Here is a 21,117-nt window from a genome sequence, read left to right on the forward strand (position 1 = left end):
TGTTATGAATGAATGGGGATAGCTTTCGTAAAAACCGCATTATAAATGCAGTTAGCACTATTCAGTATATCATTTTTTAAGGGTTAATTTGATTATTGTTAACGGTTATGTCAGTTTGTTAACAAAAGAGGATAGCTGTTCTGGACCAGCTATCACTGATATTAAAGACATATGTTTATCCCAGCTGCTATCATTCGCTCGCTGTAGCGGTAGCTATGCACAACTTTAGACACTTAATTTCTCGCTCTGAGAGAATCCCGATATTATTTTATGGCGAATATTATTAGATGCCTGTTCATCGTCATATTTCTTTTAAAGTCGATGTGCTCATGGGCGCAAGTACCTCAGTTGAGTGATTTCAACTCAGAACGACTTACGAAGGATATTCATAAACTGATGCGACAGGGAAAGATCCCCGGTTTGACCTTGGTATTGATCAAAGACAGCAATACGGTCACTAAGCATATGGGTGTTATTGACATAAATAGTCAGGTACCTGTATCAGGAGAGACGATTTTTCAGACAGATGCTGCCAGTGGCCCATTTGTAGGTTTTCTGGTTGATAAACTTGCGAATGCGGGTACCCTAGACCTGAAAAAGAAGATTTCAGATTATCTGCCTTGGTTTCAGATAACCTATAAAGAGCGTCGGGTAGATATAACACTTGAACAACTATTGTATCACACTAGTGGTATATCTCCCAAAGTATTACTGCCTGCACCCGAAATAGATCGTACGGTAACTCCGGAAGAGTTGATAAAGGATGCGGCAGGAGTGACGTTGGATAACCCTCCCGGAACTGTTTATAAACCGGCAAAGTTTAATTACGATTTGCTGATACTGGTCATCGAAAAGGTAACAGGGAAATCATACGCCACCAACCTGAGAGAAAAAATCTTTGCTGACTTAGCAATGAATAATACAACGGTCGGTGACCCCGGGAAAGGACAGGTAGCAGGAGAGCACAAAATAGGATTCTTTAGCCCCAGACCCTATCATGCTCCGGCATTCAATGGTGAAAATGTGGTGCCAGCATTATTTACTACAGCGGATGATCTCGGGAAATGGGTGTTGTTTCAGATGAGACACTACAGCAAGAGTCCTTTTGATGGAATAAAAGGTGTACAAGGAGGGACCGCTTACGCTAATACGAATAATAGCACCACAGGTGCGATGGGATGGGATATTACTTTGCAAGCTGATGGTGAAAAGAGATCCGCTAGTTATACCGGACCATCATCTGGTGCATACATCGCCTTCTCTCCTGGCCGGAAAAATGGTGTGATCGTACTCGCAAACTCAAATAGTAAATATACCGCAGCTGTCGGTGAGCGATACCTGAATTATCTTTCCGGAGGAAGTCTGGAAGGTGGAGTACATACGGAAGAGGACAGTGATGGCTTCTATTCCATGATCAGTATTGTTGTCGGACTTTTCGTTGCCGGTATATTATTCTTCATAGGTAGCATATTATATGACATAAAATGCGGCGCCAGGACCCTTAAAGGTAGGCCCATTCAGATACTGGGGAAATTATTGTTGGCACTTGTTATCATGGTTCCCTTTGTCTATGGCTTGTACTTACTGCCATCAGCGACAGCCAATGACTGGAACAAAATGATCATCTGGTCGCCTATTAGTTTTATTGCTACCGTATCCTTGATGGGAGCTTTACTGGGACTTAGTTACGTTGCATATGGTTTAAATGTCTGCTTTATTCAGAAGAGTAAATTTAAGCAGATATTACCTATGATCCTGGTGTTGAGTATGTTCTCCGGGGTGGCAAATATCATCGTGATCACCCTTATTTCCAATGCATTTACAGCAGGCGTTGAACTGAGCCATATGGTGTATTATTATGTATTGGCTATAGCAGTCTACCTATTGGGAAGGCGGTTTGTTCAGATCAGTCTCACGAAGTATTCGATGGAAGTGGTATATGAGCTCCGCACGCAATTGGTCAACAAGATATTTGCAACTTCCTACCAGAAGTTTGAAGCAATAGATCGTGGCCGGGTGTATACGTCTTTGAATAACGATATCTTTCAGATCAGTTCTACTGCTAACACTGTAGTGGTTTTCTTCGGTGGCATTTTTACGATAGTAGGAGGTTTTGTTTACCTCACACTACTGGCCTTCTGGTCTACTATACTGATCATTTCTGTATTCTCGATCATGGCTGTTATTTACTATTTCGTAACGGAGAGCACCACTAAATACTTTGAAAGGTCTCGTGATTCTGAGAACGTATTTATGAGATTCGTGAATGGGATGATAGATGGCTATAAAGAGATCAGTCTGCATCGGAATAAAAAGTTTGAGTATAAGAGCGACCTGGCAGCATCAGCGCAGAAATTCCGGGATAATATGACGATTGCCAATTTAAGATATGTAGATGTTTTCCTGGTTGGGGAATCGTTATTGGTAGTCCTGCTTGGTTTTGTAGTATTTGCCTTACCCTTTTTCTTTAAGGAAATACAGGTCGAGCAGATAACGGGCTTTGTAATCATCCTGCTATATGTAATCGCTCCAATCGAAAATGTACTGGGTGCTATCCCGGGGTTTATTCAACTAAAGATATCCAGAAAGAGAATAGCTCAATTCTTGTCTGAAATACCAGCAAATCTTAGTGAAGAAGAAGTGCCGGAGCAAGGACATTTGCCTCAAAAAGTAGAAACTATCCGGGCAGAAGGTATTATTTTCAGATACAAAAATAATGATGAACCCAATCCCTTTACGGTGGGACCTGTAAACCTGGAGATAAAGAGTGGAGAGATATTATTCATTATTGGTGGTAATGGAAGTGGAAAAACTACTTTATCCAAATTGTTGACTGGTTTATACGAAGCTGACGAGGGACATTTTTATATCAATGATAAACCGGTTTACTTTTTCCAGCTGAGCGAACATTTTTCCGCATCTTTCAGTCCCGCATTCCTATTTGAGAAGTTGTATAATATTAACGTAGAAGAGAAACGGGAAGAGATGAAGAAATATCTGAAGATACTTCACCTGGAAGATAAAGTGAAGATTGAGGGCAATAAGTATAGTACGATCAAACTTTCTGGTGGACAAGTGAAAAGATTAGCCCTTCTGCAATGTTACCTGGAAGATTATCCTATATACCTGTTTGACGAGTGGGCTGCGGACCAGGATCCCGAATATAGAAATTTCTTCTATAGAACACTATTGCCCGATATGAGAGCGAAAGGAAAGATTGTGATTGCCATTACACATGATGATCATTACTTCGACGTCGCCGATAAAGTGTTGAAGATGAAACAAGGCAAACTGGAAGTTTACAACAATAATAAAACAATGTTTCACCCCGTAGAAGACGTCCTGTAACGGGAAAATCCTTTCTGCTTATGCATACCAATGTTCTTGAGAAAGTAGGTAATACCCCTTTAGTCAATATTAAAATAGAGGGGTATAACAACCTGAATATCCTACTGAAATTAGAAGGTTATAACCCAACCGGAAGCGTTAAAGACAGAGCTGCTTCATACATCCTTAGTAAACTGCTACATACTGGTACGATTACCAGGAATACTACCATCATTGAATCTACGTCTGGCAACTTCGGAGTGGCTTTGTCTGCTTACTGCAGATACCATGGATTAAGATTCATTGCAGTGGTTGACCCCAATATCACCTCAATGAATGAAATGCTGATTGCAGCAAATGGGGCTGAAATGGTGAAAGTTACACAGCAGGATAAGTACGGCGGGTACCTGTTGACCCGGTTGGAAAAAGTGAATGAACTGGTAGAAGAAATAGGAGATGCCTATTGGATCAACCAATATGGAAACCCGTTGAATGCTGCCGCCTATTATCACTCGTTGGGCAAAGAAATGTGTTTTCAGACAGAAACTATAGACTATGTTTTTATGGGCGTTAGTTCTGGAGGAACTATCTCGGGTGTTTCCCGCAAGGTAAAGGAAAACTATCCGGATGCCAAAGTTGTTGCTGTTGATATTGAGGGATCGGTTATTTTCAATAATCCTCCCAGGAAGAGATACATACCCGGTATAGGGAGCAGTATGGTGCCACAGATACTGGAACATGCCAGGATTGACGAAGTGGTAATGGTAAGTGAAACTGCCACTATCGAAGCTTGTTACGAGTTGTTGAACAAACATACCTTGTTTGCTGGTGGCTCTTCGGGTTCCGTGCTTGCAGGGATTAAGAAATACTTCTCAGAAAAGGATCTCTATGGCCCCGTAAATATCATTGCCGTATTTCCTGACCGCGGTGAAAGATATTATGATACTATATATAACCCTGAATGGTGCCGTAAGGTTACTGAAGCACAACCTAAGCCGGATATAGTGGCCGAAAGTATTTAACTTCTATACCGGACAGCTTTGCCTAACAACTTTCTATCTACCTGTCATCGTCTATACCGCCAGTTGGTAAAATTTTATGGAAAATATTTATTTCTCGCTTAATCCCAGTCAAAGGGTTATTTATTTTGACCAGTTAATGGATATTAATAGTGTGCACTATAATATCGGTGGTTATCATGAATTTTCCGGTGATATTAATATATCCTATCTAAAAATGGCGATTAGGGCCGGAGTGCATGCGTTTGATGCACTTCAACTTTCATTTGAGCAAGGGGATGACGGAGAGGGAAGGTGTAAGTTAATGCCGGTAGGAGAGGTGACGATCACAGAGGTAGATCTATCCGGTGACGCGGATGCGTTGAATAAAGGATATGAATGGTTGAAAGAACGAATGAATGTTAGCTTTGATATTAGCCTGGGCGAGCTTTATGATTTTTCATTGATAAAGGTATCCGAGAAGAAATATTTCTTGCTAACTAAATTTCATCACCTGGTCTGTGACGGTATAGGGGTTGCTATTTTTAGCCAGTTTGTTTCAGATAGATATAATGCGCTGCTTAAGGGAGTCGCTCCGGCTCCTGTAACAACTACCTTTAGGTCTACAGTAGAAGCCTATGAGCTTTCTTTCGATGAATCACTCTACCAACAAGACAAGGTATATTGGCTGAAAGAGTTTGACAGGGAAAATAATGAATTCTTTGATGTTCGTTATCCACATGCGAAAGAAGCAAGTGAGAGTGTAGTTGTGCCTGTGGATAAATCCTTGCTAGGAAGATGTAACGAATTGATGAGCAACCATAAAGTGAACCTGGCCCAGCTTACTATGGCCGCATTGAATGTACTGTATTACCATGCCTATGGTTGGCAGAACATCACTTACGGCTTGACGTCCCATAACCGTAGGACCAGGCAGGAGAAAATAGCCTTCGGGACTTTTGCACAGATCTTTCCTTTCAGCTGCGCAGTAACAGATCCTTCTATAACAGTACATGAGCTATTCGATAAGATAAAGGCAAAACAACGCGCAGACTACAGGCATCTGAATTATCCGATCGCGCAGATTAACCGGGATCTCAAACTATTTACAAAGAACAGAAGTCAGGTGTTTGATATAGCGGTGAGCTATAACGTCCTGGATGTGGTGGCTTCTATGAAAGATATTCAAGCCGCATTTTACGATATCTCAACGGAAAGTGAGCCTAATCCATTACATTTTTGGTGGAGGGTATATAGCGGTAAGCAGGATCTTGAACTGAGAATTGATTATCGGCCCAAATATTTTAGTGGCGAGGATGTAAGATTATTGACTGAAAGACTTTTCTTCATTTTTGATCAATTTTGTTCAGATGTTGAAAAATCAATGGAGAATATAGATGTCATCCCTCCCACAGAACGGATAAAGTTGTTGAAAGGGTTCAATGATACTAAAAGGGATTATCCGGCAGATCAGACAGTGGTCAGCCTTTTTGCTAAACAGGCTAAGGAAACCCCGGATGCAGTGGCTTTACAGTTTCTGGATACATCTATTACCTACAGACTACTTGATGAGAGATCAAACAGTGTAGCACACTATCTGCGTAGTAAAGGTGTGAGGCAGGGAAGCTATGTACCCTTATTGATGGAAAGAGGTACTGATATGATAATTGCCATTTTGGGGGTGATGAAGGCTGGGGCTGCTTACGTCCCGATCGATATAACTTATCCTCAGAATCGTATCGATTACATGGTGCAAGACTTGAATGCGGTATTGACTATGCGGGGCCTAGATAATGAGCTGCTCAATACTTTCCCTGAAACTACATTGGAAGATCAGCCGGCACCAGCATCATTAGCTTATATTATTTATACTTCAGGGTCAACAGGTAATCCTAAGGGAGTAATGATAGAACACCGGGGTATGTTGAACCACCTGTATGCGAAGATTAATGACCTTGGGATAGACAAGGATAGCAAAGTAGCATATACCGCTTCTTATACTTTCGATATATCTGTTTGGCAGATGTTTTCGGCATTGTTATGTGGCGGTCGTACTTGTATTTATGCGCAGGATGCCATTTTAGAGCCGGCCCGGCTTCTGACTTTATTTAGTCAAGATGCAATAACAATAGCGGAAGTAGTACCCTCTTATTTGTCTGCCATAGTGGACGTGCCAGAGGTGCAGCTGTTGAATGACCTGAAATATCTGTTAATTACAGGAGAAGCATTGCATGCGTGGCTGGTGAACAAATGGTTTGAGGTGGATAAAAAAGGTATAACACTGGTGAATGCCTACGGTCCGACCGAAGCTTCTGATGATATCTGTCACTATTTCATCACAGGTCCGCTTGATACATCTCAGGTACCCATTGGTAGCCCCGTACAGAATACCAGGATCTATATTGTAAATGAGCATGGACAGTTATGTCCCATTGGTATTAATGGAGAACTATGCGTAGCCGGTATTGGCGTTGGTAGAGGCTATCTTAATCAAGACGAACTGACTGCATCCAAATTTGTAATAGATCCATTTGACAGTCAAGGACTACAGCGAATGTATAAAACAGGCGACCTGGCCAGATGGCTTCCGGATGGCAATATTGAGTTCATTGGCCGGATGGATGATCAGGTGAAGGTACGTGGATATAGAATTGAATTAGGTGAGATCGAACATGCTATATTAAATACTGCACTCGTTCGACAGGTAGTGGTACTTACCAAGGGAGACGTACATAAGCAGTTGGTGGGGTATGTGGTACCAGTTGCTGGTTATAGCAAGGAATTGTTATTCGGGTATTTAAGAGAGCAGCTAGCAGACTATATGTTGCCGGCTACGATAGTAGAGCTGGAAGAAATGCCTTTGACCACCAATGGAAAGATTAACAAAAAAGCATTGCCGGACCCGGAATGGAATGATAGTTTGCCTGACGAACAGATGGAACCACGGTCTGCATTGGAAGCGGTTATCATCAATGTCTGGCAGGAAATCTTAAAGGTACCCACCATCGGTATATATGATAACCTGTTTAAACTGGGAGCGGATTCCATAATGGTAATCCAGTTTGCCAGCCGCATGAACAGGAAAGGATACAGCATCAGTCCGCAATCAGTATTTAAACACCAACGGCCGGCTGATTTAGCAGACTATCTGAACAGTAATCAGCATGAACAAACCACCATAACAGCGGAGCAGGGCATCTTATCCGGTATTTCCGGATTATTGCCTATACAGCATTGGTATCTGCAAGAAAAGGTACCGTCAGCTGTTACTAACCACTACAATCAGGCTATTTTTATAAACATCCCCCCATCCGTATCGGTTGAAGATATGCATACAATAGGGCGCTTGCTGCTCATCCAGCACGATGCGCTCCGTTTCCGGTATAGCTATACTGGAAACAATTGGAAACAGGAGTATAGTCCTGTTGACGCGAAAAAAAATTTGCTGTCAGCTATAAACTTGCAAGATACTCCTGCTGGAGATGTAAGGAATGTTATTAAGGCTGCTGCCAATGAATGTCAGCAGCGCCTCGATATTACTACTGGAGAAGTATTCCGGATGATACTTTTTACTGGTATTCCTTCCTGTCAGCAACATTTATTATTAATGGTAGGTCATCACCTTGTTATAGATGGCGTCTCTTGGAGAATCATTGAGGAAGATATTGGTCTCTTGTTGCAACAACTAGAAAAAGGAGTATTACCGGAACAACAGCTATTGGGTACAAAATCTGCTTCCTATAAAGATTGGTACCAGGAATTGACTGCCTATGGTAAGTCCGAACAACTTTTGTCTCAAGTTGCTTACTGGGAAAACATTACGAATGGATATCTTCCTTTGGTAGATGTAAATAGCGAAGTAGTGGGTAAAGTAGCAGATGGTGTGGAACTGAGACAATCATTATCGGCAAGATACACACAACAACTATTACAAGAGGCAGGACAACGCTACAATACGGATGTCAATGACATACTGTTGTCAGCCTTGATGGTCACAATATTGAAATATAATGGAAGAAGGAAAGTCAACATCGGACTGGAGGGACATGGTCGTGAGCATTTAGTTGCATCCCTGGATATAAGTCGTACAGTGGGATGGTTCACCAATCTTTACCCTGTAATGCTCGAATTACCGGAAGGGGAAGCCGAACTCAATTTAGCGCGCATTATTACGGAGATAAAAGAACAATTACGTGCGGTGCCGGATAAAGGGATGGGATATGGTGTGTTAAGGTATATCAATAAAGAAGCAGCATTACAAACGGAGATACAGCCCTGGGATATAATATTTAACTATCTGGGATATTGGGAAGGAGTGTACGACAGCGATGCTTGGCCTGTAGGGGATATGGTTGGGTTGGAGCAAAGAATGGCAGCACCATTAATATTGAATAGCGCTACATCGGGAGGTCAGTTGATATTCAGTTTGAGTTATAATAGGTTACAATTCGAAGATCAGGCCATGGCGGCCTTTATGGCATCTTATCTTTCCGTACTGGAAGAGGTAATCGATCATTGTACAGCCGCTGCAGGTATCTATGGCACTCCTTCTGACTATGGTTTACAAGGAGTGGCAACGGTAGGGCAGCTGAATGATTTTATGGAGGAGGAAGTGACCCCGGGCTTAAGGAGATATGAAGCCATAGAAGGGTTATACAGGTTAACGGGCCTCCAGGAAGGGCTATTGTTTCATAGCTTATACAAGGATTCAGCCGATGCCGACTTGTACATTGAGAAGCAGGAACTGGAGCTGGAGAATGTAGACCCGGCAATATTTAGAAAGAGTTGGGAACATATTGTTGCGAACCATAGTATACTAAGGAGTTCTTTTTTTGCTGACCGGTTTAAAGTACCTGTACAATGTGTACAGAAAACTGTGACATTGAACTTTGAGTACGTGGAAAGTGAAGAGACGACGGCTACGATCCCTTTATTTGATCTTTCAGTAGCACCACTGCTATTTTTGCGGCTGGTGAAATTAACTGATCGGACATACAAACTATACTGGACGCACCATCATATATTACTGGATGGCTGGTCTATGCCACTGATTATAATGGAATTGCTGGCTACATACGAAAGCTTACTGAAAAGCGAAGTACGGGCTGTCGTAAGAACAGATAATTATGGCGACTATATAAAATACCTGGAAAGACTTGATAGAAGAAATGAAAGAGCATATTGGAATAAATATGTTGCCGGAATTGAAGGTCCTACCTTATTACCATTTATAGATAAAAAGGTATCCAGGAACAGAGGGGGTGAAAGCTATGGTAAAGTGGAGCTTAGAATAGAAGGGAAAGGTGCCCGGGACATAATATCCTACGCCAGAAATAATGGAATTACATTCAATACCATTCTTCAAGCTGTCTGGAGCCTGTTACTGCATAGGTATACAGCGAATAAGGATATTGTATTTGGTGTTACAGTAGCAGGTCGTCCTGCAGACCTTTCAGATGTGGAAAGTCGTGTAGGACTTTATATCAATACCCTGCCATTCAGAAGCCAGATAGATTGGGAAATAGGTGTAACTGATTGGCTGTTGCAACTGCAGTCTGCACACCAGGCTAGCCAGGAGTATCAATACACGCCATTAAGTGATATTCAATTAAGCAGTGGTGTAACCGATGATTGGTTCGATTCGCTGTTAGTATATGAGAATTATCCGATAGACTGGTCAGAAATAAAGGAGAAATGGCAGCTGAAAATTAAGGAAGTAAAAATAGAAGAACATACCAACTATCCCTTGACGATAGTAGCATATTCATCAGCAGGTGATATTCATCTGCAATTTAGCTACAACAGTCTTCTGTTAGAAGAAACAAGGGTAACGCAGATAAGTAATGATTTTGCATGGTTATTACATCGTATTACCGCTGAAGGTACATCATCGCTTAAAGCATTATTCGATGAGCAGTATGGTGTTAATAGCAATAATGTATTCACGGAAGAGCTTCAGCAGGCGGGAGATGAGCTGACAGTACAGTGGAGACTGCAACAGAGCTTTGACACCAATAAGGAAAAACCGGCATTACACTACAAAGACAAGTTGTATACCTATGCTGATATTGACCATAGAGTTACCAGTATTGTAGCTGCACTGGAAAAACTTCAGTTACCGCAAGGTAGTGCTGTTGGTATATCATTTGAAGATCGTAGCTGGGTGATCTGCGCTATGTTGGCCGTGTTGAGAATACGTGGTGTATTCGTAATGCTGGAACCGACATTGCCGGAAGGCAGATTGGCCGCTATGTTATCGCAGATAGATCTGAGCTGTGTATTGACAGATCAGGGAAACAGGCAGCTGTATGATGATAGCGTCAATTTCCTCAGTCCCGCCGATATTGACAGATATGCTGTACCAGGTATCCTACAGGAAAGAAACTATGATCCGTCAGATAATATCTACATATATTTCACTTCGGGAAGTACAGGTATTCCTAAGGGAGTGGTAGGTAAGAATAAAGGACTTTCTCATTTTATCAACTGGGAAATAACAACGTTTGGTATTGACAGTAGTTTCAGGATTAGCCAGTTCACGAACCCTGGATTCGATGTATTTATGAGGGATACCTTGGTGCCATTATGTGCAGGTGCCTGTATATATGTGCCTGAGGAAGAACATTTACTTACTGGTAAGAAAGTGATGCACTGGATTGCAGATAGCCAGATTAATCTGATTCATTGTGTTCCAACTTTCTTCAAATTCTTTAATAAGAATGTAGCAGAAACAGACTTAAAACATTTGAAGTACATACTGCTGGCGGGAGAAAAAACGATTCCGTTCGAACTGAAAGAATGGTATGAGACCGTAGGCAATGCTGTACAATTGGTTAATATTTACGGTCCTACGGAGACGACGTTGGCAAAAGGATATTTTCTAATTAATAACAAAGATATCGATAGAGGATTTATTCCTGTTAAAGCGATACCGGGAGCACAGTTTATGATCTTGGATGATCAGTTGAATAGTTGCCCGCAATACGTGGTCGGAGAAATCTATATCAGAACCCCATATCGCACTGCCGGTTACCTCAAAAATAAACGGGTAGATCCAAGCCTGTTTATAACAAATCCGTATGCAAACAGAGAAGATGATCTGATATATAGAACTGGTGACCAGGGCCGTTGGCATGGCGATGGAGAATTGGAGATAATGGGTAGGATAGATAACCAGATAAAAATCAGGGGAATACGAATAGATCTGGATGATATCAGACAAAACATATTATCATATCCGGTATTAAGAGAAGTAGTACTTATCAGTAAAAAGGATGAGGAAGGAGAGGTCCATATTTATGCTTTCTTCGTAAGCGATGATAAAGTTGAAGTCACAGTACTGCGAGCATATCTAGATAAGATCCTGCCCAGGAATATGATGCCTGCATACTTTATCCAGCTGGATGCAATACCATTGTTACCTAATGGTAAGACAGACAGAAGGGCATTAATGGAGTATCAGATACCCACTGTAGGCGATGTTCCGCTAGCGGTCATGACTCCTGCAGAGACAAAACTTGTGAACGTCTGGGCATCAATATTGAAAATAGATGTGGGTACTATAGATATTAATAAGAGTTTCTTTGAAGCAGGAGGTCATTCCTTAAAAGTGTTCCACCTGATAAATGAGATCCAGGAGAGCTTCAGCGTAAAGCTAAAATTGGGAGAAATATTTCAGAATGCTTCCGTAAAGAAACTTGCTGCACTCATCACTTCGTTGGGGGAGACCACTGTTGAGCATATAATTCGGATAGCTGACAGAGAATATTATCCAGCCTCACCGGCGCAGGAGCGAATGTATTATCAACACACGCTACATGAAAATAATACTGATTTTAATATCACATTGCCGTTCCTGATAGAAGAGAATATAGATTTGTCAATGTTGGAAAAGACCTTACAGCAACTGGTTGAAAGACATGAAGGGCTGAGGACCGGTTTCTTCCTGCAAGAAAACGGTGTGGTACAAAAAATATTTGAAGAGGTAACACTTGGCTTGGAGGTACTTTCCGAAAAAAATGTTAGCGAGGCATTGCGACAATTTGCCCGTCCCTTTGATCTGTCTGTTCCCCCATTAATTAGAAGTGGGTGGCTAAAGGACCAGGAAGGGAGGTCATTCTTGTTATTAGATGTTCACCATATTGTCGCAGATGGATCTTCCCTGGAGATATTAATGAAGGATCTGTATAAGCTTTATAACAAACAGTCAATAATCCAGTTACCGGTTCGATATGTTGATTATGCACATTGGGTAAAGAACAATGGAGATACGTTGGAAAAACAACGTCAATACTGGAAAAATAGTTTGTCTGGTGAACTACCTCAGCTTGAACTACCGGTATCTGGTAATATTTACGAAATAGAGCGATATGTATGTACTGAAAAGATACTCTCTGTTACTGGAGATATTTACAGTAAGATAAAAGCAAAAGCGGCAGCTTGTGAGGTTTCCGAGTTTATGCTGTTTTTATCCGCCTATTATATTATGTTATCCCGCATGTCTGGTAGTGAGGATATTATTATAGGCACAGATGTTATTGGCCGTACCCATCACGATCTGAAAGAGGTAGTTGGCACTTTTATAAATGTATTGCCGCTCAGAATACAGGTTACTGCAGATGAGCAGTATACAGATTTTCTGTTGGCGGTGAAAAGTTTAGTACTGAATGCTTACGAAAACCAGGATCTGCAATTCGATCAGATTGTCAATATGCTCGGTGAGCACGCTAGGAGATCAGCGAACCCGATTTTTGATGTACACTTCGCCTATACAGCGGCGGCGGAGGAAATTGATGTTGCCTCAAAAGCCGGCTTAAAATACCTGGTATTGGACAAGGAGCACATAAGCAGCCAGTATCCATTTAAATTGGAAGCATTTGCCTATCAGAAGAGGGTTGATATTTCTTTTGTATATGACAACAGATTGTTTGAAGAAGACACGATCGAGTTATTGAAAGAATATTTCTATAACATTCTTACGGCAATATTACATAATGAATCTATCCTTGTAGGAGACATAAATCTTGAAGTTCCTGCAATTTCTCTCTCAGATAAATAAAAACATATCATATGTGTGGCATATGCGGATTTATAAATTTTAAGGCACGGGCATCAGCAGAGGATAAAGAGATAGTGCGTAGAATGACGGACAAACTGATCCATAGAGGACCGGATGCGCAGGATACATTAATTTTCGATAATGTGGCACTGGGATTTTGCCGTTTAAGCATTATCGGTTTAGGGAATGGCATGCAGCCGATCAGTAATGAGGACGACTCTATTTTCCTGGTATGTAATGGAGAAATATTCAATTATATTGAACTGAGAGACACATTAAGAGCAAAGGGCCATATATTTAAAACAGAATCAGATGTAGAGACGATCATTCACTTATATGAAGACCATGGGATGGACTTTGTCAATATGCTGAATGGCCAGTTTGCTTTTGCATTGTACGACAAGCGCAAAAGTGAACTTTACTGCGTACGTGACCACATGGGGATTGTTCCTTTATACTATACTTTTGCCAACGATATTTTCGTATTCGGATCGGAGATTAAAGCAATTCTGGAACATCCTGCTGTGAGCCGGCAGGTTGATCTGGTAGCATTGGACCAGGTGTTTACCTTTCCCGGACTGATAAGTCCCAGGACCATGTTTAAAGATATACATAGCCTGGAAAATGGACATTATCTCAAAGTAGATCCCGAAGGCCGTATTAGTAAAAAGGAATACTGGGATTTGGATTTTCCGGCAGAAGGGCAAGTCGAAGAAAGGGACGAAAAATATTATGTTGACAAACTGGAGGAACTGTTCGAAAAGTCTATCAAATTAAGATTGAGATCAGATGTACCAACAGGTTTATATCTGAGCGGAGGGCTGGACTCGTCTATGATAACGATGAAAGTAGACCAACTGCAACCAGGAAAACATAAAGAGGCATTCTCCATTGATTTTGTTGAGTCAGATATATCAGAGACTTCTTATCAGGAACTCGTAGCTACCGCCAGCAATGCTAATCTTAACAAAAAGACATTCTATTTTAAAGATATCAGTGAGCGGTTAAAACAGGCAATTTACCACTGTGAGTGTCCTTTAAAGGAGACATACAATACAGCTTCCCTGGCCTTATCTTCTTCCAGCCGTGCAAAAGGAGTAAAAGTAATCCTCTCTGGGGAAGGGTCAGACGAATTATTTGCCGGCTATGTAGGTTACCGGTTCGATAAAATGCGGGCAATGGGCGGTTTCCAGTCTCCGCTTACTGATACCGAACGAGCATATAGAAACAGGGTGTGGGGAGATGATACCGTATTTTATGAGTCCGATTTTTCTGAAATAACAAATACAAAAAGGCAGCTATATTCAAAAAGTGTTAATGACAACTTTGACCAGGTTAACTGCCTGAATTTTCCCGTAATTAATAAAGCACGGTTAAAGGGCAGACACGTTATTAACAAACGTTCCTATCTTGATTATAAGCTAAGGTTAGTGGATCACCTGGTCGCTGATCATGGGGACAGGATGGCATTAGCACATTCTGTAGAGGTAAGATATCCTTTCCTGGATAAGGAGATTATAGAATTTTCCACGCAAGTGCCCCCTGATCTTAAACTGAAAGATTTTACGGAAAAATATATTGTGAAAACACTAGCAAGCAGATTCGTACCAAAGAAGGTAGTGGAAAGGGAGAAGTTTGGATTTGTTGCACCTGGTAGCTCCTATTTGTTGCAGAATAAAGTAGAATATATCCAGGACCTTCTGTCTTATAGCCAAATAGAACGGCAAGGTTACTTCAATCCTGATATGATTGAAAGCCTGAAAACGCGCTATAGTCAGAAAGGATTTAAGCTGAATCTACCTTTTGAAAGTGACCTGCTGATCACAGTCATTACATTCGGTATTTTCCTAGACCAATTTTTTGAGTAACCCCACATATGATACAACCATGACTTTCCAGCATAAGCTAAACGAGTGCCTGCAAGCTAATCCTCACAACATTGCTATCAGACAGGATGGCAGCGAGATTACCTATGCGGGGATAGTGTCGGTAACGCGAAGGATAACCAACTTTTTACTACGGGAATTGTCAGAAGAACTCATTCCTGTGGGCGTATTCTGCACAGATCGTATTGAGATTATCACTGCTGCTATCGGTATCTGTAATGCCCGTTGCATATTTGTGCCGTTGGATCCCAACTGGCCGGCAAAAAGATTGGAGAGAATATTCGATGATCTGAATCTGAGATATGTAATTACTGCTGATGAAAGCGGGTACTTGGATAACATTGGTGAGGAGGCAGAACTAACCCGCTTTGTATGGAAGGATATCGTAGCAACTGCATCTTCAGAAGATGCATACACTGTGGAATATCCAAAGTATGATCCTAATGATAGTTTGTACATTTATTTCACTTCTGGTACAACAGGGCTTCCCAAAGGAATAGTGGGTAAAAATGCTAGTCTGCTGCACTTTCTGGATTGGGAAATATCGGCATTTGGTATTGATAAACCGTTGAATTTTAGCCAGTTCATTAGCCCATATTTCGATGCTTTTTTGAGAGATGTCTTTGTTCCGCTATTTACAGGCGGGACTATCTGTATACCTACTTATGAAGGACAATTATTTCCGGCTGAGCAGTTGTCTGGATGGGTAAATAAATGCAATATCGGTTTCATTCATTGTGTGCCGAGTTTGTTTAGAACTATCAATACGGAAGAGCTAACAGCGGATGATTATTCCTCGCTGAAATATGTGTTACTGTCAGGAGAAAAAATCATACCAGGGGAATTGAAGAACTGGTATAAAGTATTCGGATCTAGAATACAATTGGTTAACCTATATGGCGCTACAGAAACTACCATGATCCGGTCGTTTTACAGGATATTACCAGCTGATGCGGAAAAGGCGAAGATACCTGTAGGTAAACCTATATCAGATACAGATTTACTCATATTGACCAGTGATTTTAAGGTGTGTAGTACGCTCATGCCAGGAGACCTGTATGTCGTTTCTGCATATATGTCGAAGGGGTACTTAAATAATAGTGAACTTACTAATAGCCGGTTCTTTTCGGTAAATATTGCGGGGCGTGGAGAGACAGCAGTCTTTAAAACAGGAGACAAGGCAAGAAAACTGGCTGATGGTAATATAGATCTTATAGGCAGGGAAGACAGGCAAGTGAAATTAAGAGGTATTCGTGTCGAGCTGGATGCAGTGGAGTACCTATTATGCCAGTCACCTTTTATACAGAATGCGGTTGTTGTAAAAGAAGAGGCGGGAGATACAGAGTTTCTAAAGGCCTTTGTTGTTATTAAGGACAAAACGTTGTCCGGTGATATCTATTCCTTATTGAATAGCCATCTCTCAGAAGAGGTGCCCGATTATATGATACCTTCTGAATTGAGGGTAGTAGACGAATTTCCTTTGCTGGGTAACGGCAAGATCGATATTAAGGCGTTGCAAAATATCAAAAGTGTTTCCACGGTTGAGCCACCGGCTAATCATACGGAACAAAAGGTGCTGTTGATTTGGAAAGAGCTATTGGGAGATAAGGAATTGTCTGTGTTGGACGAATTCCTTCGGGTAGGAGGGAATTCTATTGCCATTATGAGCCTGATTGCGAAGATCAGTAAGGAGTTTGGTGTGAAGATAGCACTAAGTGACGTTTTTAAAAATATGACCGTCCGCAGGCAAGCAGATTTTATCCGAAGCGCAGCGAAGGATTCGGATATGCAAATATCAAAAGCGATAGAGAAGGAATACTATAACACATCCTCTTCCCAGGCGAGAATGTATTATAACCATAAACTGAACCCGGGAGATCGTGCCTACAATTTACCAATGGCCGTAGAGTTAATTGGTCTGTGTGAAGTTGATAGGCTGCAGCATGTAATCAGGGCACTCGTAAACAGGCATGAAAGTCTGAGAACGATATTCAGATTAGAGAGAGGGGTGTTGATGCAGCAGATAGCGGAAAATGTTGAAATAAATATAGAGGAATTAGCATTTGAAGATCAGGATGTTGATAATATAGTTGCCTCGTTTATCAGACCTTTTGATCTCGATGGACATCCATTATTCCGCTGTGCATTGGCTTGTGGAAAAGGTGGACGTAAAGTATTTGTGATCGATATTCATCATATTATCTGCGACGGCCTGTCACAAGTTATCCTAGAAATGGATTTCCTCCGGATTTACAACAGAGAAATTTTACCGGTATTAGATTATCAATATAAGGATTATGCAGCCTGGGAATTTAAATATCGCCAGTCTGAGAACTATAAAGAACTTCGCTCTTACTGGATAAATATGTTTAAGGACGAGGTGCCTCGTTTGCAATTACCTTCCTTGGGAAATACCACTGAAATGTTGCAGGAGGGTGGAGAGATAATGTTCGAGATTGAAAAGTCGGTTATAAATAAAATATCCGACAAGGTTTGTACTGGGAATACCACTTTGTCATCCATGTTACTCTCATTGTATTATATATATCTATATAAAATAACAGGAAAGAAAGATATAGTAATAGGAGTAGCTACTTCAGGCAGGATCCAGTATCAGGTGGAGAATGTAGTAGGAATGTTTGTCAAGACATTACCCATTCGTTTAGAAGTAAATGCTGATGTCAATTATAAAGAATGGTTGACAGATTTACATACTACGTTGGTAAGTGCATTCGACAGGCAGTTGTGTGACCTCACAGACGTTATCAGCGATCTGAATTCGACCGGCGGTATGCCAGTTATTAATTTGTTTGAAACAATGTTCACTTTCCAGAATTTTGAAAAGGAAGGTGTTTTTGCCCATAATGACTACTTTAGAGAATATCACATAGCGACCCCTGCTCCAAAATTCCCGCTGTCTTTAATTATTACAGAACAGGGTAACGTATTCTCGTTCCGCATAGAATATTCGTTTTCTTATTTCATGCCCGCAGATATGAAAGTGCTTGCTGGCATTTTTAAAGACCTCATATTTAAGGTGAGCAATGATACAAATGCCACCATATCGTCATTTATTACTGAAAGTGCCATAGGTACTTTGCTGGATGCAGAGGATATTTCATTCAACTTTTAATGGGGATGAATACTTCGAATGCTTATTGGACTGAAGCAACCCCTCATTTTCTATCCGGCCAATCCGACAATCACTAATCTTCAACTGTGAAGAATGTTAGACCTGACATCATTAAAAAATAATCAAAAGGTACTCGAAAGAGAATACTGGGAAAAGACGTTGAAGGGCATTAGGTTTGAAAATCCGTTAAAGGATTATACCATTACTACCGATATGGCTTATCAGGCCGTAATGGACAGCTACTGTATTGTATTCCCTGCTGAACTCCAGCAATCTTTGTCCAAGATAGCGTCTAACACAAAAGCTGCACATATACTTCTGTTGACCGCACTGGGAATACATATACAGAAATATACATCGACCCAGTCAGTTTGTGTGTTTACGCCAGTGTATAAAGATGCTTCGCAGCATGGTCAAGTGGAGAATGAAGTGATACCTGTTGTTGTAAGACCTTTCAAAGGATATAGTTTCCGTGATTTATTGGGACATGTAAAGCAAGAATTTATACAGGGTAGTAATTACAGCAGTTATCCTCTTCACTATATGCTGGGTATCGATCCAATAGTAATACAGCGTCAACCCGTAGTTGGCTGCTGTATGAAAGAATTGCATTGCATAACCCAGTTCGAACCTTTATTAGTTGATTTATTGTTTGTTTTCTCATTAGAAGATACCCCGACATTAACTGTTCAATATAATACTGACAAATTTACGGCAGGATATGTACAACGGCTTGGGGATGCTTTTTGTGCCTTAACTGGCTCCCTAATGCAGGAGGCGGCTGTAGATATCGCACAGCTGGATTTGTTTAAGAATGCCCCTGAAAGACAATTGTTGCAACAGTTTAATAACAATGTAGTGAGCTGGCCGGAAGATGCAACCGTTGTTGAATTGTTTGAAAAGCAAGTAGACAAGACACCGGATGATATTGCTTTGATATGTGGAGAATCGATATTGAGTTACCGGGAATTGGATCAGCGGAGTAACCAGTGGGCATATTACCTGACTGGACATGGAGTGGGAGCAGGGCAATTGGTACCGTTGTTTATGGACCGGAGCTTGGAAATGGTGATTGCTATCTTGGCGATATTTAAGCTACGGGCTGCTTATGTTCCAATAGATACGAACTTCCCGGAAGATAGGGTTCAATATATGTTGTCTGATACGGACGCTAAAGTTTTGATAACGCAGCTGCGATTTAAAAATATACTGAAGAATATAGTAGGGGTAGATATCCTGATGATGGATGAACAGGAGCAGTATTGGAGTGCATTAGGAAAAGATAGAATAACGGTAAAGCCAGCGACGAATGAACTGGTGTACATGATCTACACCTCGGGCTCTACGGGGAAGCCTAAAGGCGTTCTGATAGAGAATGCAGGTATGTTAAACCATCTGTATGCTAAGATTAACGACCTGGAACTGGACCATACAAGTCAGGTTGCTCAAACGGCATCATATACGTTCGATATCTCTGTATGGCAGATGTTTAGTGCATTACTAGTCGGAGGTAAGACCGTGATATATACGGACGATCTTATATTTTCTCCCCTGCAGCTGCTACGTACAATTGACCGCGATGAAGTTACTATTTGGGAATGCGTACCCTCTTATTTGGCGACAGTGTTGGCGCTGGATGCAAAACTGCCTGCATTTAGTTATCTCAGGAAAATTTTGGTAACAGGAGAAGCAGTAAGCCTAGGAATACTGGAGAGATGGTTTAGTGTTTATCCTGGCAAATGTGTAGTGAACGCATATGGGCCTACAGAGGCATCTGATGATATCTGTCATTACGCAATGGAACAGGTACCTGTTTATAACCATGTTCCGATAGGCAGGCCAGTGCAGAATATGAAAATATACGTGGTGGATGATAATGGGCAACTGAGTCCTATAGGTGTGAAGGGAGAGTTGTGTGTATCCGGAGTTGGTGTTGGAAGAGGATATTGGAAAGATCCGGTGAAAACCGATAGAAGTTTTGTTATTAACCCATTTGAAACGGATGAAGGGTACCGTATGTATAAAACGGGTGATTACGCTTACTGGCTACCAGATGGGAATATCGCATTTCTGGGACGTATAGATGAACAGGTTAAGATCCATGGTTATCGTATAGAGTTACAGGAGATTGAAAATGTATTGACACAACAACCGGGAGTAAGGCAGGGTGTTGTTATGGCTAGAGAAGATGAGAATGGCAATAAGCGGTTGGTTGGATATGTAGTACTGGAAGAAGGTGTAGACCGGGAGGATATATCCCGGGCATTGAGCCTTCAGTTGCCTGAATATATGCTGCCGAGGCACTGGGTAGAGTTGAGCGAATTGCCGGTAACTACCAATGGGAAGATCGATAAGAAAGCATTACCAGATGTAAGTATAGCGGCAGCTGTAATTTACAACGCACCCTCTGGCGAATCTGAGGAAAAAATGGTAGAGGTGTGGGCTGAAGTGCTTGGGGTGGGTAAACACCTGATTGGTGTAAATCGGAATTTTTTTGAACTCGGTGGGAATTCCCTGAAAATACTCCAGCTGATAACCATTCTCAATGAAGAATTCGGTTACAAGTTGGTGATCACGGATATATTTAGCAATCCTACTATTACTTCCCTGCTCAACTTCCTGGAGAATAATAATAACGAAACAGAAAGCTATAAAGAAGAAGTAGCAGAAGAACTGTCAGGGATGCAGGATTTATTTAATCAATTAGACTAGGTA

General features: G+C 41.3%; 6 protein-coding genes. All 6 read left to right on the forward strand.

Going from position 1 to position 21,117, the window contains the following annotated elements; translation table 11 throughout:
• Window positions 1–270: 270 nt before the first annotated feature.
• The gene (locus KTO58_RS05825; RefSeq protein ID WP_095840292.1) at window positions 271–3,348 is read left to right on the forward strand and encodes a cyclic peptide export ABC transporter; all 3,078 of its coding nucleotides are present in this window, start codon (window positions 271–273) and stop codon (window positions 3,346–3,348) included.
• 20 nt (window positions 3,349–3,368) lie between these two features.
• A complete protein-coding gene (sbnA, locus tag KTO58_RS05830) occupies window positions 3,369–4,349 on the forward strand; it encodes a 2,3-diaminopropionate biosynthesis protein SbnA (protein WP_095840291.1) in 981 nt (326 codons plus the stop codon).
• A 76-nt stretch (window positions 4,350–4,425) separates the two neighbouring features.
• Complete coding sequence (locus KTO58_RS05835; protein ID WP_095840290.1) at window positions 4,426–13,383, forward strand: non-ribosomal peptide synthetase; 8,958 nt, start codon at window positions 4,426–4,428, stop codon at window positions 13,381–13,383.
• An 11-nt stretch (window positions 13,384–13,394) separates the two neighbouring features.
• Window positions 13,395–15,251: an asparagine synthase (glutamine-hydrolyzing) gene (asnB, locus tag KTO58_RS05840; protein ID WP_095840289.1), complete on the forward strand. Its 1,857-nt coding sequence runs from the start codon at window positions 13,395–13,397 to the stop codon at window positions 15,249–15,251.
• Window positions 15,252–15,270: 19 nt separating this feature from the next.
• Window positions 15,271–18,402 (forward strand): condensation domain-containing protein, encoded by a 3,132-nt coding sequence (locus KTO58_RS05845; protein ID WP_095840288.1) that lies wholly within the window; start codon window positions 15,271–15,273, stop codon window positions 18,400–18,402.
• Between the two features lie 93 nt (window positions 18,403–18,495).
• Window positions 18,496–21,114, forward strand: a complete 2,619-nt coding sequence (locus KTO58_RS05850) for a non-ribosomal peptide synthetase (RefSeq protein ID WP_095840287.1) — start codon at window positions 18,496–18,498, stop codon at window positions 21,112–21,114.
• Window positions 21,115–21,117: the final 3 nt, after the last annotated feature.

Origin of the sequence: Chitinophaga pendula (assembly GCF_020386615.1) — a bacterium.
Lineage (GTDB): Bacteria > Bacteroidota > Bacteroidia > Chitinophagales > Chitinophagaceae > Chitinophaga > Chitinophaga pendula.

What these genes read in the sequence shown, in the direction of transcription:
- KTO58_RS05845 (WP_095840288.1), top strand. Translation starts at nt 15,271, where the DNA reads ATGACTTTCCAGCATAAGCTAAACGAGTGCCTGCAAGCTAATCCTCAC.
- KTO58_RS05825 (WP_095840292.1), top strand. Translation starts at nt 271, where the DNA reads ATGGCGAATATTATTAGATGCCTGTTCATCGTCATATTTCTTTTAAAG.
- KTO58_RS05835 (WP_095840290.1), top strand. Translation starts at nt 4,426, where the DNA reads ATGGAAAATATTTATTTCTCGCTTAATCCCAGTCAAAGGGTTATTTAT.
- sbnA (WP_095840291.1), top strand. Translation starts at nt 3,369, where the DNA reads ATGCATACCAATGTTCTTGAGAAAGTAGGTAATACCCCTTTAGTCAAT.
- asnB (WP_095840289.1), top strand. Translation starts at nt 13,395, where the DNA reads ATGTGTGGCATATGCGGATTTATAAATTTTAAGGCACGGGCATCAGCA.
- KTO58_RS05850 (WP_095840287.1), top strand. Translation starts at nt 18,496, where the DNA reads ATGTTAGACCTGACATCATTAAAAAATAATCAAAAGGTACTCGAAAGA.